The sequence below is a fragment of the Flavobacterium sp. KBS0721 genome (assembly GCF_002007065.3).
GTDB lineage: Bacteria > Bacteroidota > Bacteroidia > Flavobacteriales > Flavobacteriaceae > Flavobacterium > Flavobacterium piscis.
The window spans coordinates 5,750,685-5,767,620 of the sequence record NZ_CP042170.1 but is presented as its reverse complement, the minus strand read 5'-3'; the positions used below and the strand labels follow the sequence as shown (position 1 = coordinate 5,767,620).

Below are 16,936 nucleotides of genomic sequence, written 5' to 3'. Positions count from 1 at the left end.
CTTAGCAACTCATAAAAGAAATGAAGATTATTTGTATCGGTAGAAATTATACCAATCATATCGAGGAATTAAAAAACGAACGGCCAGCAGAGCCGGTGGTTTTTATGAAACCGGATTCGGCAGTTTTGTTAAAGCAGCATCCATTTGTAATTCCTGAATTTTCTGAAGAAATTCATCACGAAATAGAGATAATTGTAAAAATTAACAAAGTAGGAAAGTACATTGAGCCTAAGTTTGCGCACAAATACTATGATGAGATAAGTGTAGGTATTGATTTTACTGCCAGAGATTTACAGGATAAATTGAAAGCAAAAGGGTTGCCTTGGGAAAAAGCAAAAGCTTTTGATGGATCTGCGGTAATTGGAGATTTTTTACCTAAAACAGATTTTATTTCGATGGAAAATCTTACATTTGAGTTAACAAACAATTCTGAAACAGTTCAAAAAGGGAATACAAGTTTCATGCTCTGGAAAATTGACGAGCTTGTTTCTTATGTATCGCAATTTTTTACTTTAAAAATAGGCGATATTATTTTTACAGGAACTCCTGAAGGTGTAGCTTCGGTTAAACCAAATGATGTTTTAGAAGGCTTTTTAGAAGATAAAAAATTATTTAGAATACAAGTAAAATAATGGCTTTAAAATACAACCTTTCGAAAGTGTATGCGCTTTCAGACAATGATCCTGAATTTGTAAACGAAATTCTAAAATTATTTGTTACCGAAGTTCCGGAGGATTTAAAACAAATCAAAGAAGGAATCAAGAAAAAAGATCATAAATATGCCTATTCTTATGCGCACAAAATAAAACCAACATTAGATTTGATGGGTTTAAATGTTGCTTTTGAAGAAATTCTGCAAGTCGAAGCCTGGACAAAGGCAGAAGGCAAGAAAAAAGAAATTATCGAAACTTTTAAAAGTATAAGAGTGCAGGTAAAAGATGCTATCAAGGAAATTAAAAAAGATTTCGATTTGTAAAATTTGGGCGTGCCCCTGTTTTTGCTCTTTTTTAATTTAAGACAAAAACAGGGTCGATCCCAACGTTTCGGGACGTTATATCTTTTGTTCCGGAAATTTTTTATTTAAAAAAGGCGTCTCTTTTCGTAACAAAAGAATGCCGCTACTACCCCTCACGCATAATCATTGCGGCAAAAAACCTACTTTATAATAATGACTTACAATAAGTAAGTAAAAATATTCCACAGCTATGAAAGCAACTATCATTACTATTGGAGACGAAATTTTAATAGGTCAGATTGTAGATACAAATTCAGGTTTTATCGCTAAATCACTCGATCGAATCGGTGTCGAAGTTCATGAAATGATCTCGATAAGCGATGATAAAAAACACATTTTAGACACTTTTGCACAATTGCAAAACAAAGTAGATGTTGTGATTGTAACAGGTGGTTTAGGGCCAACAAAAGACGATGTTACCAAAAAGACATTCTGCGATTATTTTGATGATGAATTAGTCGTAAATCCGGAAGTTTTGGCTCACGTGACCGAATTGATTGAAGGGTTTTATAAAAGGCCTATTTCACAATTAAATAAAGATCAGGCACTGGTTCCGTCAAAATGTACCGTTTTGCACAACAAAATGGGAACTGCGCCGGGAATGTGGATGAAGAAAGAAGATACGGTATTTATATCGCTTCCGGGAGTTCCGTACGAAATGAAATATTTGGTAGAGGAAGAAATAATTCCTAAAATTGTTCGTGAATACAAGCGCCCGTATATTATTCATAAAACTATTTTAACCTACGGTCAGGGCGAGAGTCTAGTGGCAGAGCGTATTGAACATTGGGAGAATAATTTGCCTGAATTCATCAAGTTGGCTTATTTACCAAATCCGGGTCGGGTGCGGCTGCGTTTGTCTGCCAGAGGAACGAATAAAGAACTTTTAGAAGCAGCGATAGAAGAAAATGTAAAATCATTAGATGCTATCATTCATGATATTATAGTAGGATACGAAGAAAATGAAACGATCGAATCTGTAGTGGGTAAAATATTGACAAAACAAAATAAAACCATTGCAACCGCGGAAAGTTTTACAGGCGGAAAAATAGCTGCTGTTCTGTCTGCTGTTCCCGGAGCTTCTAACTACTTTAAAGGCAGTGTAGTTTCGTATGCAACAGAGGCGAAGGTTAGTGTTCTCGGTGTCTCGCAGGATTTAGTCGACCAATTTTCGGTAGTTAGCGCAGAAGTTGCGTCGGCTATGGCTTTGAATGTGAAAGAGATACTCAAAACAGACTATGCAATTGCCACAACCGGGAACGCCGGACCGACAAAAGGTGACTCTGATGCTGAAATCGGAGCTGTTTTTATCGCTTTGGCTACTCCAAACGGTATAATTGTCGAAGAATTTAATTTTGGCCAACCACGTGAAAAAGTGATAGATAGAGCCGTGATTAAGAGTTTAGAAATATTACAGAAAGAAATTTTAAAAAATGTGCTATAATTTTTTGTTTCAATCGTTTATTTTTCTTTTCTTTGCACCCTGATTTTGAATAACGATAAAAGATAAGTATAATGTCAAGAGTTTGTGACCTTACAGGTAAAAGAGCGATGGTAGGAAATAACGTTTCTCACGCTATGAACAAAACTAAGAGAAAATTTTCTGTAAACTTAGTTAAAAAGCGTTTTTATCTTCCAGAAGAAGATAGATGGATTACTCTTAGAGTAGCAGCATCTACGATAAAAACAATTAATAAAAATGGAATTTCTGCTGTTTTGAAAAAAGCGCAGTCAGAAGGATTTATCAAATAATCTTTTCCTAAATAAATATATAGCAAGATGGCAAAGAAAGGTAATAGAATCCAGGTAATTTTAGAATGTACTGAGCACAAGACTTCTGGTGTTCCAGGTACTTCAAGATACATTACAACTAAGAACAAAAAAAATACTCCGGACAGATTAGAGATTAAAAAATTTAATCCAATCTTGAAACGCGTAACTGTTCACAAAGAAATTAAGTAATAATTAGAGATTTTTGTAGATCTCAAAAGTAATACGTTACTATTAAGTAATAGTGTAATACTTGAAGATTTATTGAATTTCAATAACATTTGAATCATGGCAAAGAAAACCGTAGCATCGTTACAAACATCTTCTAAGAGATTATCAAAAGCCATCAAAATGGTGAAATCTCCTAAAACTGGTGCATATACATTCGTAGAATCTATTATGGCTCCTGAAGAAGTTGATACTTTCTTGAAAAAGAAATAATTACAATTACATTATATAGAAAAGCTACTTTCATTCGGAAGTAGCTTTTTTATTTTTTATATTTGTCTAGAAATTTAAAGAAGGAGAACAATATGTTTTTTTTAAATAGGCCTTCTTTAAAGATTAAGATTTCAGATAATTTAAAATCTAGAAGTCTAACAATCTAATAATCTACAAAAAAATGAGTTTTTTTAAAAAATTATTCTCTACTGATAAAAAAGAGACTTTAGACAAAGGTCTTGAAAAATCAAAAACTACTTTTTTCTCAAAGTTAAGCAAAGCCGTTGCCGGAAAATCTAAAGTCGATGACGACGTTCTGGATGATTTGGAAGAAATTCTTGTTGCTTCTGATGTTGGTGTAAATACAACACTTAAGATAATCTCAAGAATCGAAAAACGCGTTGCTGAAGACAAATATTTAGGAACAGAGGAACTGAACCAGATTCTTCGTGAAGAAATTGGTGCTTTATTATCTGAAACCAATACTGGGGAAGCGACTGAATTCGAAATTCCGAAAGATAAAAAACCATACGTTTTAATGGTGGTGGGAGTAAACGGAGTTGGTAAAACAACTACAATTGGTAAACTGGCTTATCAGTTTAAAAAAGCGGGTTATAAAGTTGTTTTAGGTGCTGCAGATACTTTTCGTGCTGCTGCTATCGATCAATTGCAAGTTTGGGCAGATCGTGTAGATGTGCCTATTGTGAGACAAAATATGGGAAGTGATCCTGCTTCTGTTGCTTTTGACACTTTGCAGTCTGCGGTAGCGCAAAATGCCGATGTTGTTATTATTGATACTGCTGGACGTTTGCACAACAAAGTTAATTTGATGAATGAGCTTACTAAAGTAAAACGTGTGATGCAAAAAGTGGTTGCTGATGCGCCTCATGATGTATTACTAGTTTTAGATGGTTCTACCGGTCAAAATGCTTTTGAGCAAGCGAAGCAATTTACTGCTGCAACTGAGGTAACTTCTCTTGCTGTAACTAAACTTGACGGAACTGCAAAAGGTGGTGTTGTAATTGGTATTTCTGACCAGTTTCAGATTCCTGTAAAATATATTGGTGTTGGTGAGGGGATTGAGGATTTACAGGTCTTTAATAAATATGAATTTGTAGATAGTTTTTTTAAATAATTTTTTGAACTAATTCAATGAGTTTTTCTTCTTTAAAAAATATGACGCCTCTTACTTTTTATTTTGCAAGCGTTGTTTGTTTTGTACTGGCAAATGTACTACGAGATAAAAATTTGTCTTTTTACTATGTGTTATTGGTTTTAGGAGTGATTTTCTTTTTTATGGGAGTCTTAAAAAGATTGCGTACGAAGTAATCGTTTTTTGTTTTTGTACAGTTAATTGCAAATAAAACTGAATACTGGAGTTTTATCCTTATTTCTTATGAAGTACTTTTTTCTTGTTTTAATTTGTAGTTTGCTTTCCTGTACAAATACAAAGAAGGAGAATGAAATTACAAAAAGTAAGGTAATTGTTATCCAGCCATTGGGTAATTTTAAATTAGATCAGGCTAATAAAGTTTTGATTCAAATTAAGGAAATTAATCCTAATGTCATTTTAAGACCTAATATTTCTTTTCCTGAAAACTCTTATTATAAACCTCGAAATAGGTATCGTGCTGATAGTATTATAAAATCTCTTCGTAATAATATTGGGAACGATTCTGTTATTGTGGGTTTGTCAAACTTTGATGTTAGTACTACTAAAAACGGAATCAAAGATTGGGGAATTATGGGATTGGGTTACCGCCCTGGTAAATCCTGTGTAGTTTCGGATTTTAGAATGGCAAAGAAAAATAGAGATCAACAATTTTATAAAGTTGTTTTTCATGAATTGGGTCATACAGAAGGTTTGTCTCATTGTAAAACAAAAACCTGCCTAATGAGAGACGCTGAAGGTGGAAATCATCTCGATGAAGAAAATGATTTCTGTGATAGCTGCAAAAGCTTTCTGGTAAAAAAGGGATGGAATTTGATTTAAATAAAGATGGTTTTTTATTTAAGTTCCCATTTTGTTCCATCGGTAAAAGCAATGTAATAGGCTCTTGCCGCTAGAATAGTGTAGGCATCTGTCGAAAAATCTTCCCATATTTTAGATTCTATTTTTTTTGACTTCAGTAGGACATCGGTGTGTCCTCTTGTTATTCCCTTTACAAAGAAAAATTGGCCGCTTGCCGGTTTGTCAAAAACATTTTCACAGTACCATTCAAATTTAATGGCTTTAATATTTTTTGGTGTGGTGTTTTTGAAGGTTAGTTTTATGTCTTTATGATCAGAATATTGATTTTTAAGCAAACTTGCTGAAATAATCTTAACTGGTGAATTCTTCGTTTTTTCTGTGTCTAAGAAGTTGTTTTTTACGGAATCTGTTAGTATTTTTTCTACTGTATTTGTAGTTGGATTATATTCCTGGATTGTGGTCTCGGTTATGTTGTTTCTTTTGTTGGTGCAGGAAACTAAAATCAAGATAATAAATAGTGCTATATTTTTCATTTTGTTTATTGTATGAGCTTTAATATCTGGTATTTAGTATTGTGATAAAAAATAGTAAAAAAATTAAATGCAAAGATGCGATATGTTAAATTTTCTTATAGCCAGTAAAAGTCAAATTTCAGGTAGAATAAGTTTTTAATAAGGTTGTTTTTTTATTTTCTATTATTGTAAATCTTCTAAAAATTAAGAGATAAATATTTCATTTGAATTTTATAAAGTTAACTTTGTGATGCAAAATTTTCTTTTGAAAATAGGATCCCTAGCCCTGATGGGAGCAGCATCCTTTTGTGGTGTTCCCGATAGCTGTCGGGAGACACAAAGATATAGTGGACAGCAGGAAATAGCTCCTAATTCTGCTACTGAAACTTAAGAAAGCTATGAGTAACAATTATTGAATTTTAATAAAATATAGTATGAAAAACACTTTTATGGTTTTGGTTTTATCGCTTTTGTTTGTGAGCTGTAAACAGGAAATTAAACCGGAAGATATTGCGAAATTAAACGGTTATTGGGAAATTGAAAAAGTAGTTTTTGATAAGGGCGAGGACAAAGATTACAAAATGAATGAAAGTTTTGATTATTTTGATATTAAAAATAATAAAGGAATTAGAAAGAAGGTAATGCCACAACTTGACGGCACTTTTTTGACCAGTGATTCTTTTGAAAATGTTTCGGTTCGGTTTAAAGATGACCAGGTTTTCTTAGATTATAAAACAGATTATGCAAAATGGAGTGAGGAATTGATTTCAATAACAGACGAGAAGCTAGTGGTGAAAAATCAGGAGAAAAAAGAATATCATTATAAAAAAGCAGGACCGGTAAATTTATTAGACGATGGCAAAAAGACTAAATAATCAGAGTACGATTGGGGCTGTTTTACAACAGATTATCCAGGTGAATAAATTAGGTCCCGGAATGGATCAGATTGATGTAAAAGAGGCTTGGAGACAGTTGATGGGGAATGGTGTAAATACGTATACGAAAAATGTTGTCCTGAAGGGAAGTACTTTATATGTAGAGCTGGCATCGGCAGTGTTGAGAGAAGAACTAAGTCACGGAAAAACTAAAATCGTGAAAATGATCAATGAAGAGTTGGGACGCGAGGTAGTAAAAGATGTAATTTTGAGATAGACTTTTTTGTGTTTAATGAAGTTTTTATTATGAATATAAAATCTAAATTTAATTTTTTTGCAATTTTTATCATTTGCTGGATTACTATATTGCCATTTTTGGTTGTTTATCTTTCGGCTACATCTCGGGTTGCAGGTATGTTGTGGCCTGTTTTGTTTGTGGCTTTTATTATCTTTTTTTGGCTGACAGTTTTTAGAACGAGAGCTTATAAAGTTGAGATAGACGATGATAGTGTAATTGTAAAACGTTATTTTGGAGCAGGAAAATCTGTAGTTTACGATTTTACGACTTTAGATGGTTTTATAACTTTGATTGAATCAGCAAAAGGAGGTGTTTATGAATCTCTTTTTATTCTTAAAAATGGAAAAAGAATTGGTAGTATTTCAAGTTTTTATCACAGTAATTTTGAAGAGTTAAAATCGATTTTGAGTGATAAGCTAAACGATATGGGTGAAAGAGAATCTAGTTTTACTGGCGAATGCACTGAGCTGTTTAAGTAAAAATGAAAATAAAAAGAAAATCCTGTTTGTGTAAAGCAAACAGGATTTTTTTATGCGTTTCTGTGACTGAAAACGGCCACTGAGACTGAAAACTAATATTAGAATTGCTCTCTTCCGGCAAAATGAAATGCACCTTCGATAGCAGCATTTTCGTCGCTGTCAGAACCGTGAACTGCATTTTCTCCAATAGAAGTTGCGTATGCTTTACGAATAGTTCCTTCAGCAGCTTCAGCTGGATTTGTAGCTCCAATTAAAGTTCTGAAATCTTCTACTGCGTTGTCTTTTTCTAAAATTGCAGCAACAATTGGTCCGCGAGACATGAATTCAACTAATTCTCCGTAGAAAGGTCTTGCTGAGTGAACTGCATAAAATGCCTGAGCATCAGCTACAGTTAGTTGAGTTAATTTTAATGAAACGATTTTGAAACCTCCATTAGTAATCATTGCTAAGATATTACCGATGTGTCCGTTTTGAACTGCATCTGGCTTAATCATTGTAAAAGTTCTATTAGTTGCCATTTTATATTTATTAAATTTTGTGCAAAAGTATACTTTTTTTATGAATTGATTTTAATTAATTCGTAATTAAAACACGGTACAATGATGTTTTGACTAATAGAAGCTGTTTTTTTAAAACCATATAGGTTGAGATGCACCGCAGTGCATCTCGCACAAAACATTTAATGATGTAAAAAAAGACGCACTGTTGTGCGTCTCTACATATGGTGAGACAATTTTAAACTTTAAAAATCAATTTCTTTTTGTAGAATACCCACAATATGAAAGTCCAGATGCCAACATAAACCAATGCTCCGGCTAAAGAAGCAGTCATCGGATTGCTGAAAAATGGTGCAATTCCGAAAGTATATAAATAGTTTAAAAGATTGATTTTCTCTGCAGGATGATGCGGGTTTTGAAACTCGATCATGACTAAAGCCTGCGGGATAATTTGTGAGGTAAAAAAAACAATCATTGGGTTTACTCCCCAGACCAGGAAAGGCTTGAAACCTTTTTTATAATTAGCAATATCTATTATATAATATAAGATGGTTAAAACTACTGTCGCTAATCCTGTCGTGTAAAGAACGTAGCTGCTGGTCCAAAGTGATTTGTTGATAGGGAAAATGATATCCCAAATTAATCCAAAAAAGATAAGTATTGTACCGATAATACCCATTCTTTGTGCTTTTTGAATTTTGATCATATCGGTTTGTAAAAGTTGCCCAATCAATAAACCGATAATTCCGTTTACGATTGACGGAATCGTACTCAAAATTCCCTCCGGATCCCAGGTTACGGTTCCTCGATACATATGTCCTTTTAGTAAAATACTGTCAAGCCATGAAGCTAAGTTGGTTCCTTTATCAAGATTTGCTTCGCCAATTCCGGGAACAGGAATTAATGTCATTATGGCCCAATAACCTAACAATAAAACGATTCCGGTTATAATCTGCGTTTTTTGAGATGTTTTTAAATACAAAAGAGAAACAACAAAATATACAATTGCAATACGCTGTAAAACTCCCGGGAGTCGTACGTCTTGATATGCTTCGATACCGCTATAAGCAAGTAACAGATAAATAAACAGAATCGAAAAGGCTAAAATATTTTTGATTTTCGAACTGAAACTGCCCATTAAAGCGTAGCCAACAGCAACGGTAATGATTAATCTTCCCATTAAAAGTGGAATTCCTTCAAGACCAAATAATTGGATTTTTCCGAAAAAGTTGAAGAAAATTCCTAAACAAAGCATTCGTAAGGAACGAACTAAAATTTTGTTGAAAGTTGTGCCGTCATAAAATTTATCTGGCATTGCTAAAGGAACTGCAACTCCCATGATAAAAATAAAAAATGGAAAAACTAAATCGGTTAGGGTGCAGCCGTGCCATTCGGCGTGTAATAATGGAGGATAAACATTGCCCCAGTCTCCGGGGTTATTTACAATTGTCATCAATAAAATAGTCAGTCCTCTAAAGACATCCAATGAAATCAAGCGCTCTCTGGTCATAATTTTGGTAAATAGGTTAATTTTTGTGTTTAAAAAAGTTGCTATTTGGTTTAGAGAGGCAATAATTTCAGAAGAGGTGGTTATTTGTTTCTGAGGAATATTACTTTATTGTTTTTGTTTGCCACGAATTAAACGAATTTATACTAAATTTTTAAGGAAAAGCAATATGTTTTTCCTTTGAGAATTTACATTCTTGGAAATTTGTGTAGTTCGGGGCAAACTTTTTTTATATCATAATTATATTAAAATTCGTTTCTAATGGTTTTAGTTTTTGGATTAAAAGCGGAATTAACTGTTCGCCTTTTTCCAGATAAAATTCTGAGAAATTAGTATGGCGTTCCTGTAAACTCTGATTAGGAAACAATTCGAATTGTAAATCTGTTACACGTTGCAATTCGTTCTCTAATTTTCGTTTTTGGGCTTTTAATAATCTTTTTTCAAGATTGTCTAATCCTTTCTTTTGTTTTACTTCCTGCGCTTTTACAGCTCCAGTAAATGATTTGTCGGTTTGTTGCGCAAGTTCATAAAGATATTCAAATTGTTTGTCTAATATTTCTTTTTGAGGTGTTAAATCAATCGGAAATGCAGATAATTTATGTGTAATAGCGTTTATTAAATTATCTGGTTTTGTGAATAAATCTGCCCAGCTTAAACCTAGGTTGTCTGCTTTCTTACCTTGTTTTTCTGTTGCTAAAAGTACGGAGTTTCGAACCAGCAGCATTGGAAAAGTAATGTTTACAGCTTTAAAAAAAGATTTTAATTCCAGCCAATACGCAATTTCTCCGCCTCCGCCAATGTAGCACAAATTTGGTAAAATAATTTCCTGATACAACGGACGCATGATCACGTTTGGACTAAATTTCTCGGGATTGCTTTCTAATACTTTTAAAATTTCATCTTTAGAAAATGACATTCTAGTGTTGTTGACAAAATATTTATCATTTTCGAAAATAATGCGTTCACGCAAATCATCTTCGATATAAAATAAATTTATTTCACGAGGATTTACCTGAACCGTATAATCCTTTAGTTGTTCTATAGTTTCCTGAACTGCTTTAAAAGAAGTTTGTTGCTCTAATTCTTCTTTGATGTACGGAATGAAAGCTTGTTTTAAATTGGCATCATCAGCATCTAAGATTACCAAGCCGTAATTTGAAAATAAGCTATTGGCGAGAAATCGCGTAGCATCGGCAAGGTTTTTATGTTTTAAATACGCTTCTTCAAACAGTTTTTTTATAACGCTGGCATTGGTGCTTGATCCTAATTCTAACGAATAAATTTCGAAAAATTCAGCTAAACCTTCTGTCGAAAGTCTTCCAACTGGACCATTGCTTTCTTTATTCCAACGGAATTTTTTTCCTTTAAAATTAAAATAGTTGATCTCTTCAAAATCATGATCTTCTGTCGCCATCCAATAAACAGGCACAAAATTATTCGATGGATATTTTAATTTTAATTCCTTGGTAAGATTAATCGTCGAGATAATTTTATATAAGAAATACAAGGGACCGCTAAATAAATTTAACTGATGTCCGGTGGTAATAGTATACGTGTTTTGAAGCCCTAAAAGTTCGATGTTTTGTTTTGTCGAATCAGAAATTTCGATGTTCTGGTATTGCTTCCTTAAAGTTTCAACCAGTGGGATTCGGTTGTTGTTATCAAAGTTGGCTGCTTTTTCGGCAATTTGTTTTTCGAAGTTTTCCAAAGTAGGAAAGTTGTTGTACAGCGTCTTCAATTCTAATTTTTGATCTAAATAATCTTGCATCAATTTAGAGAAATATCCTGAAGTTTGGTAGCTGATACAGTCGGTTGGCATAATTTTAAATTTATTTTTGACAGCTGTAAATTTAATGAAAATATGCAGTGAAAAACAGTTTTAACGATAGCTTATGATTTGATTTTTCAATTTTATTTTAAAGCTCCTCTAATCAAGTTTTTAATGTTGAGTTTTTTCAGTATTAAAATAAAAATGAAATTCGGTAAAGTTGTTAAAAATGCGTGATCATTTAAAAGTATTTGTTCTAAAGATGAATTATTAATAGCTAAATTCTATTTTTGTAATCAAAAAAGATATATCTATTTTACATGGAAACTACCCCGAAAAAGAAGAACTCACTAAAACACGTTCTTTTTGGTTCTTTAATAGGAACCACAATTGAATTTTTTGATTTTTATATTTATGCCAATGCCGCAGTATTGGTCTTCCCGCAATTATTTTTCCCCGGTTCTAATTCGACTATAGCGACTTTGGAATCTTTAGCTACTTTTTCGATCGCTTTTTTATCACGTCCTCTAGGATCCGCCTTTTTTGGACATTATGGAGATAAAATAGGTCGTAAATTTACTTTGGTTGCCGCTTTATTAACAATGGGAATCTCGACAGTTACCATTGGATTTTTACCAAGTTATGCCAGCATTGGCGTTGCAGCTCCGTTATTATTAATGCTGTGTAGATTTGGACAAGGCGTAGGTTTAGGAGGCGAATGGGGAGGAGCTGTTTTATTGGCTATAGAAAATGCACCGCCAAATAAGCGTGCCTGGTATGGAATGTTTCCTCAATTGGGCGCTCCAATAGGATTATTGCTTTCCGGAGGAACTTTCTTATTCTTAACCGATTCTATGAGCAATGAAGATTTTATGGATTACGGATGGAGGATTCCGTTTATTGCCAGTTCTCTTTTGGTAGTAATAGGCTTTTACATTCGAACAAAAATTACCGAAACTCCTTCTTTCGAAAATTCTAAAAAAGAACAGGAAGAAGTAAAAGTCCCTTTTTTAACACTGGTGAAGTCGTATAAAAATCAACTTATTTTTGGAACCTTTGCCGCTGTTACCACTTTCTTGGTTTTTTATTTAATGACTGTTTTTACGTTGAGTTGGGCGACCTCGGATTTAGGAATTGTGAAAAGAGACGGATTATTAATACAGTTGTTTTCGGTATTGTTTTTTGCCATTTTTATTCCGGTTTCGGCTGTAGTTGCAGATAAAATTGGCCGACGTAAAATGCTTATTATTGCTACAGTGGCGATCGCGATTTTCGGATTTTTCTTTTCTTATTTTTTAAGTTCGGGAAATATTGTGTTAGTAACTACTTTTGCCTGTATCGGAATGGCTTTAATGGGCTTTACTTATGGGCCATTGGGAACCTTTTTATCAGAGTTGTTTCCAACAAATGTGCGTTATTCTGGTGCATCCTTAACTTTTAATATGGCAGGAATTTTGGGTGCTGCTTTTGCGCCTATGATAGCAATTTGGTTAGCCTCTACTTATAGCGTAAGTTATGTAGGTTTGTATTTAACAATCGCCGCATGTATTTCTTTATTTGCCTTTTTGGTCATCAGCAAAGAGGAACATAAATTTTAAAAGTTTAATAGCAATCCTGATAGCTATCGGGAACAAAAGATATATGTAAAGTCCGCAATCTTGATAATTATCGTGATTGCGAACTTTGTAGTTAAATCTATCTCTTCAAACTAAAATGGCCTCTGTATTCTTCCCCGTTCAATCTTGTTGCTGTAAACCAGTAATCTGAGGCAGGTTCATTTGTACCAAGATAAGTTCCGTCCCAGGAAGTATTAGAATTTAGTTCCTTGATGAATTTTCCGTAGCGATCAAATATTTTGATTCTTGTATTCGGTTTCAAATAAGCGAAATCTATTGTCCAGGTATCATTATAACCATCATTATTTGGTGTAAAGAATTTAGGAAAAGGAAGTTCATCAACAAAATTGATACAATCTCCCTGAGTTGCTTCTAAAATATTTATGGTAATTGGAATTCTGTCGCTTTCGCAATTGTTTATGGTTTGTGAGGCATAATAAGTGATTCCGTTTTGAAGAACTGTTGTTTCAGACAAAGTATTATTGGAAGATGTACTTTGATACCATTTAATATTTTGCCCTGTAATGTTAATGCTTTTTATTGAAGCATTTTGTTGTACACAGAATGTCTGCGGAGAATCAGCAATTGGATTTTGTGTATCCTGAATTTTTACTGTTATCGCTAATCTTTTACTTTCGCAATTGTTTACTGTTTGCGTAGCGTAATAAATACCATTTTGTAATAAAGTGGTTTCTGGTAAAATGTTGCCATTTGTGGCGGAGTCATACCATTTAATTGCCGTTCCGGTTAACGCTATGTTTTCTAAAGTTGCAATTTCATCGATACAAAATTGTTGATTATTGTTTCCAATTGGTAAAGGAGTATCATAAACCTGAACTAGAATTGGAGTTCTTTCACTTTCACATCCAATGGTTTGAGAAACATAATACGTTTTATTGTTTTCTATTACAGTTGTATTGGGTAAAACAGCAGCTGAGAAACTAGTATCGTACCATTTTGTGTTTTGTCCTGTTATTTGAATGTCATTTAATGTTGCATTTTCGCTTTTGCAAAATTCCTGATTTGCATTTCCAGTTGGAGCAGAAGGAGTATTTACAATTGAAACTGTAATTCCGAATCTTAGGCTTTCACAATTATTAATTGTCTGAGAAGCATAATAGGTTTTTCCGTCTTCAAGATTGGTTGTTTCTTGTAATAATAAACCGTTTGTTACTGCATCATACCATTTTATTGAATTTCCTGTAACTTGAATATTAGCAATTGTTGGATTTTGTCCTGTACAAAAGGGCTGATTTGCATCTCCTGTTGGTGCTAAAGTATTCTGAATTTTTGTTGTTACAGGTATTCTGGTACTTTCGCAGCCATCAATTGTTTGTGAAACATAGTAAGTTACATCATTTTGGACTGTTGTAATATTTGGTAAAATGACTCCGGCTGTTGCAGCATCATACCATTTTTTATTTTGTCCAGTTACAACAATATCATCTAAAGTTGCATTTTGGTTGGAGCAAAATGTTTGTGGGGAATTGGCTGTAGGAAGAGGTTGGCTTGTAATATTTACCGTTTGACTTTGGGTTGAAATGTTTCCGTTTCCGTCGTTATAACTCCAAACAATGGTATAAGTTCCCGGTAAATTGTATGATAACGGGTTTGTGGTTGTGCCTGTTATAGCTCCTGCGCAGACATCCGTGGCTGTTGGAATGGTTGATATTATTGTATTACAATCTCCTGTTATTGTAGGAAGATTTACAATATCAGGAACTGGTTTTTCAACATCCCCAATAACTACAGTGATTTTTTTTGTGTCATCGCAGCCGCCCGTTCCGGTAATTAAGCAACTATATTCTCCGCTATTAAGAGTTGTAGCATTTGTAATGGTTGGGTTTTGATCTGTTGATGTAAATCCATTTGGTCCAGTCCATGAATAATTTGTTCCTCCGGATGCTTTAAGCTCTAAAGTTTTACCAATGCAAACGGGGGAGTTGCTTTCTGCTTTTGGAATACCAAGTATAACTGATTCCTCAAATTTCATTAAAAAATAATTATGAAACCCGAGAATGTTAGATTGATAGGAACTCGCATCAGCAATACCGTTATTCTCACGTGAATTCCCGCTGGCAAATATGTTATTGTTTCTGTCTAATGCTATTTTTGTAGGACTTTCTAATGCATCGCCACCAATATCTGTTCCCCATATAAAATCTGCTTCTTTAGAAAATTTAGCAATGTATCTTTCAAAATGTTTGTTTGATCTGTATGAACAAGCATTTGTTAATTTGGGATTAGCAAATCCAGAGTTTGTAGCACCAAAATATATTGAGTTGTTTCTAAAAACTATTGAAGAAATATGATTTTCACCTAAGTAACTGCCCCAAATTCTTTGACCATTAGAATTCAATTTTGCGAAAAATCCTTTATATGAAAAATTATTACTGCTTTCAAAACTGCCAGAAGTGGTCATGTTATTATTGCTTGCTGTTTCTCCTCCAATATAAATATTATCTTCATCGTCAACTTCTACTGCATAGATTTCGTCAATTTGTTCTCCACCGTAATAAGTTGACCATATTCTTTCTCCGTTAATAGAAAATTTGTATAAAACTCCATCTGGATGTCTAATTGGGTCGTGTAACTCTTGAAAAACCCCTGGTGTAGAAATATTATTAAAACTGTATGTATATCCTCCTATAATCAAGTAATTATTTTTTACTACTATATCATTAAATATATCACGATTTTCACCTCCTACATAAGAACTCCAAATTAAATTTCCTGAAGATCCAAATTTTGCTAGAAATCCGTCAATTGTATTAGAGAAAGCCGGGTCTACATTTATATGTGTTTGAAATTTACTATTTATAGCAATACCAGTTGTACTATTAGTAAGGCCAATAATATAAATGTTGTCGTTGTTATCGACATCTAAAGCAAATCCCGAATCTTCATATTCGCCCCCAAAATAAGTTCCCCACAATCTAATACCTGAACTATTAAATTTTATCAAAAAAGCATCTTGATAACCTCCTAAATTGGGTTTATATGATCCTGCAGTACTTATGTTAGTTTGATCTTGAGTTGTCCCTGTTATAATTATGTTATCCTGAAAATCTATTTTTACATCAGTTATGCCAGAATAATTTTGTCCACCATAGTAAGTTCCCCATAAACGATTTCCATTAGGGGCAAATTTTTCAATGATACCATTTAAATAGACTGATGATGGTGTTGTTTGATGTGCCCCTGTTGTGGCATATGATGAATTTTGAGCATTTGTACTTCCGGCTACATATGCATTTCCAAAAGAGTCTGTACTGATACTTGAAGGACTAAGTACTTGGCCTGAACCAGTGTGATCTCCATAAAAAGTCCCCCAAAGTCTCGTTGGCACAGGATCAATTACAATTGTTTTTCCAGAAACAGCTTCTAAACTACTAAACCCATACACATCCTTCTTTATTTTTCTATATCCAACGGCAATTTCTTGTTTGCGATTTCCTTCTTCAATCCAACTTGCTGGCAATGTTTCTTCCATTTTTCCAAAACGAACATTCATCTCAATTTTATTGTCAACCAAATCAGTTTCAGCACCACTAAATTTTAGTTGAATATCAGAAATTTTTCCTTTTGGATGGATAACAAAATTATATTCGACAACTTTTTTAGGATCATTCGGAATCGTAAAAACGACATCAATATTAGGGTAAATATTTTTGTAGGTAATTTGTTTGAATTGATGAACGCCGGTAATTCCTTCCGGTTTATTTGGAATATTATAATAGTTATCAAAATCTGCTGATTTTTGTTCCGTAATCAATTCAACTTTAGAATTTGAGTTTACAAAATCAATATCAATTCGATGAAAAGTGTATTCTAAATTATATTCTGGTTTTTCTTCTTTGTCTTTTTCCGGAATCTGATAAGGAAGTGTTTTTGCTGTTTGAGAACGAACAACGGGAATTTTATTTACTTCATAAACGTCATAGGAGAATCCGTTTTTTTTAAGCTGAACATTTAATCCATTAGAGTTTAAAAGATATTTTACAGCAGTATTTGATTTTCCTTTTTGATCGATTATTTGACCTTTATTTTCTTTAAAACCAATAGATTGATTTTTATTTTGAGAAAATAAATGAGTTGTAAGTAGTAAAAAAAATAAAAGTAAAGTTTGCTTCATTTGTAAAATTTGGATAGCGACAAATGTAATTAATTATCTACAAAATAAAAC

General features: G+C 33.3%; 17 protein-coding genes. 12 read left to right on the top strand and 5 right to left on the bottom strand.

What is annotated here, in order from left to right; genetic code table 11:
- Positions 1-20: 20 nt before the first annotated feature.
- The 8 genes from B0M43_RS23930 to B0M43_RS23895 all read left to right on the top strand — a co-directional run bounded on the left by B0M43_RS23930 (position 21) and on the right by B0M43_RS23895 (position 5,219).
- The gene (locus B0M43_RS23930) at positions 21-632 is read left to right on the top strand and encodes a fumarylacetoacetate hydrolase family protein (RefSeq protein ID WP_065451303.1); all 612 of its coding nucleotides are present in this window, start codon (positions 21-23) and stop codon (positions 630-632) included.
- Positions 632-976 (top strand): Hpt domain-containing protein, encoded by a 345-nt coding sequence (locus B0M43_RS23925; protein WP_065451304.1) that lies wholly within the window; start codon positions 632-634, stop codon positions 974-976. The genes B0M43_RS23930 and B0M43_RS23925 overlap by 1 nt, the downstream gene beginning before the upstream one ends.
- A 229-nt stretch (positions 977-1,205) precedes the next feature.
- Positions 1,206-2,459 carry a CinA family nicotinamide mononucleotide deamidase-related protein gene (locus B0M43_RS23920; RefSeq protein ID WP_078005693.1) on the top strand — a complete coding sequence of 418 codons (1,254 nt, stop codon included), beginning with the start codon at positions 1,206-1,208 and terminating at the stop codon, positions 2,457-2,459.
- 71 nt (positions 2,460-2,530) lie between these two features.
- Positions 2,531-2,767 carry a 50S ribosomal protein L28 gene (gene rpmB / locus B0M43_RS23915; protein WP_007805815.1) on the top strand — a complete coding sequence of 79 codons (237 nt, stop codon included), beginning with the start codon at positions 2,531-2,533 and terminating at the stop codon, positions 2,765-2,767.
- 27 nt (positions 2,768-2,794) lie between these two features.
- Positions 2,795-2,977 (top strand): 50S ribosomal protein L33, encoded by a 183-nt coding sequence (gene rpmG / locus B0M43_RS23910; protein ID WP_008253902.1) that lies wholly within the window; start codon positions 2,795-2,797, stop codon positions 2,975-2,977.
- Between the two features lie 96 nt (positions 2,978-3,073).
- Positions 3,074-3,226 carry a DUF4295 domain-containing protein gene (locus B0M43_RS23905; protein ID WP_007805819.1) on the top strand — a complete coding sequence of 51 codons (153 nt, stop codon included), beginning with the start codon at positions 3,074-3,076 and terminating at the stop codon, positions 3,224-3,226.
- Positions 3,227-3,407: 181 nt separating this feature from the next.
- Positions 3,408-4,361, top strand: a complete 954-nt coding sequence (ftsY, locus tag B0M43_RS23900; protein ID WP_065451306.1) for a signal recognition particle-docking protein FtsY — start codon at positions 3,408-3,410, stop codon at positions 4,359-4,361.
- A 261-nt stretch (positions 4,362-4,622) separates the two neighbouring features.
- Positions 4,623-5,219, top strand: a complete 597-nt coding sequence (locus B0M43_RS23895) for a Zn-dependent protease (RefSeq protein WP_078005692.1) — start codon at positions 4,623-4,625, stop codon at positions 5,217-5,219.
- A gap of 14 nt (positions 5,220-5,233) precedes the next feature.
- On the opposite strand, the gene B0M43_RS23890 is transcribed toward B0M43_RS23895, so the two are convergent.
- Positions 5,234-5,731 carry a hypothetical protein gene (locus tag B0M43_RS23890; protein ID WP_078005691.1) on the bottom strand — a complete coding sequence of 166 codons (498 nt, stop codon included), beginning with the start codon at positions 5,729-5,731 and terminating at the stop codon, positions 5,234-5,236.
- A 413-nt stretch (positions 5,732-6,144) separates the two neighbouring features.
- Here B0M43_RS23890 and B0M43_RS23885 point away from each other — a divergent pair, with 413 nt between their 5' ends.
- The 3 genes from B0M43_RS23885 to B0M43_RS23875 are packed head-to-tail and all read left to right on the top strand — an operon-like array spanning position 6,145 to position 7,362.
- Positions 6,145-6,585, top strand: coding sequence for a lipocalin family protein (locus B0M43_RS23885; RefSeq protein WP_078005690.1), 441 nt, complete (start codon positions 6,145-6,147; stop codon positions 6,583-6,585).
- Positions 6,566-6,862, top strand: a complete 297-nt coding sequence (locus tag B0M43_RS23880) for a DUF721 domain-containing protein (protein WP_065451310.1) — start codon at positions 6,566-6,568, stop codon at positions 6,860-6,862. Before B0M43_RS23885 ends, B0M43_RS23880 begins: the two co-directional genes overlap by 20 nt.
- Positions 6,863-6,891: 29 nt before the next feature.
- The gene (locus B0M43_RS23875; RefSeq protein WP_065451311.1) at positions 6,892-7,362 is read left to right on the top strand and encodes a hypothetical protein; all 471 of its coding nucleotides are present in this window, start codon (positions 6,892-6,894) and stop codon (positions 7,360-7,362) included.
- A gap of 98 nt (positions 7,363-7,460) precedes the next feature.
- On the opposite strand, the gene B0M43_RS23870 is transcribed toward B0M43_RS23875, so the two are convergent.
- The 3 genes from B0M43_RS23870 to bshC form a co-directional block, all read right to left on the bottom strand.
- Complete coding sequence (locus B0M43_RS23870; protein WP_065451312.1) at positions 7,461-7,880, bottom strand: nucleoside-diphosphate kinase; 420 nt, start codon at positions 7,878-7,880, stop codon at positions 7,461-7,463.
- Positions 7,881-8,097: 217 nt separating this feature from the next.
- Complete coding sequence (locus B0M43_RS23865; RefSeq protein ID WP_078005689.1) at positions 8,098-9,369, bottom strand: acyltransferase family protein; 1,272 nt, start codon at positions 9,367-9,369, stop codon at positions 8,098-8,100.
- Between the two features lie 226 nt (positions 9,370-9,595).
- Positions 9,596-11,185, bottom strand: a complete 1,590-nt coding sequence (gene bshC, locus B0M43_RS23860) for a bacillithiol biosynthesis cysteine-adding enzyme BshC (protein WP_078005688.1) — start codon at positions 11,183-11,185, stop codon at positions 9,596-9,598.
- A 269-nt stretch (positions 11,186-11,454) separates the two neighbouring features.
- On the opposite strand from bshC, the gene B0M43_RS23855 reads away from it, so the two are divergent.
- Positions 11,455-12,732, top strand: coding sequence for an MFS transporter (locus B0M43_RS23855; protein WP_078005687.1), 1,278 nt, complete (start codon positions 11,455-11,457; stop codon positions 12,730-12,732).
- Between the two features lie 97 nt (positions 12,733-12,829).
- Here the strand turns inward: B0M43_RS23855 and B0M43_RS23850 are convergent, their stop codons facing one another.
- Positions 12,830-16,885 (bottom strand): T9SS type B sorting domain-containing protein, encoded by a 4,056-nt coding sequence (locus B0M43_RS23850; protein WP_078005686.1) that lies wholly within the window; start codon positions 16,883-16,885, stop codon positions 12,830-12,832.
- Positions 16,886-16,936 lie beyond the last annotated feature (51 nt).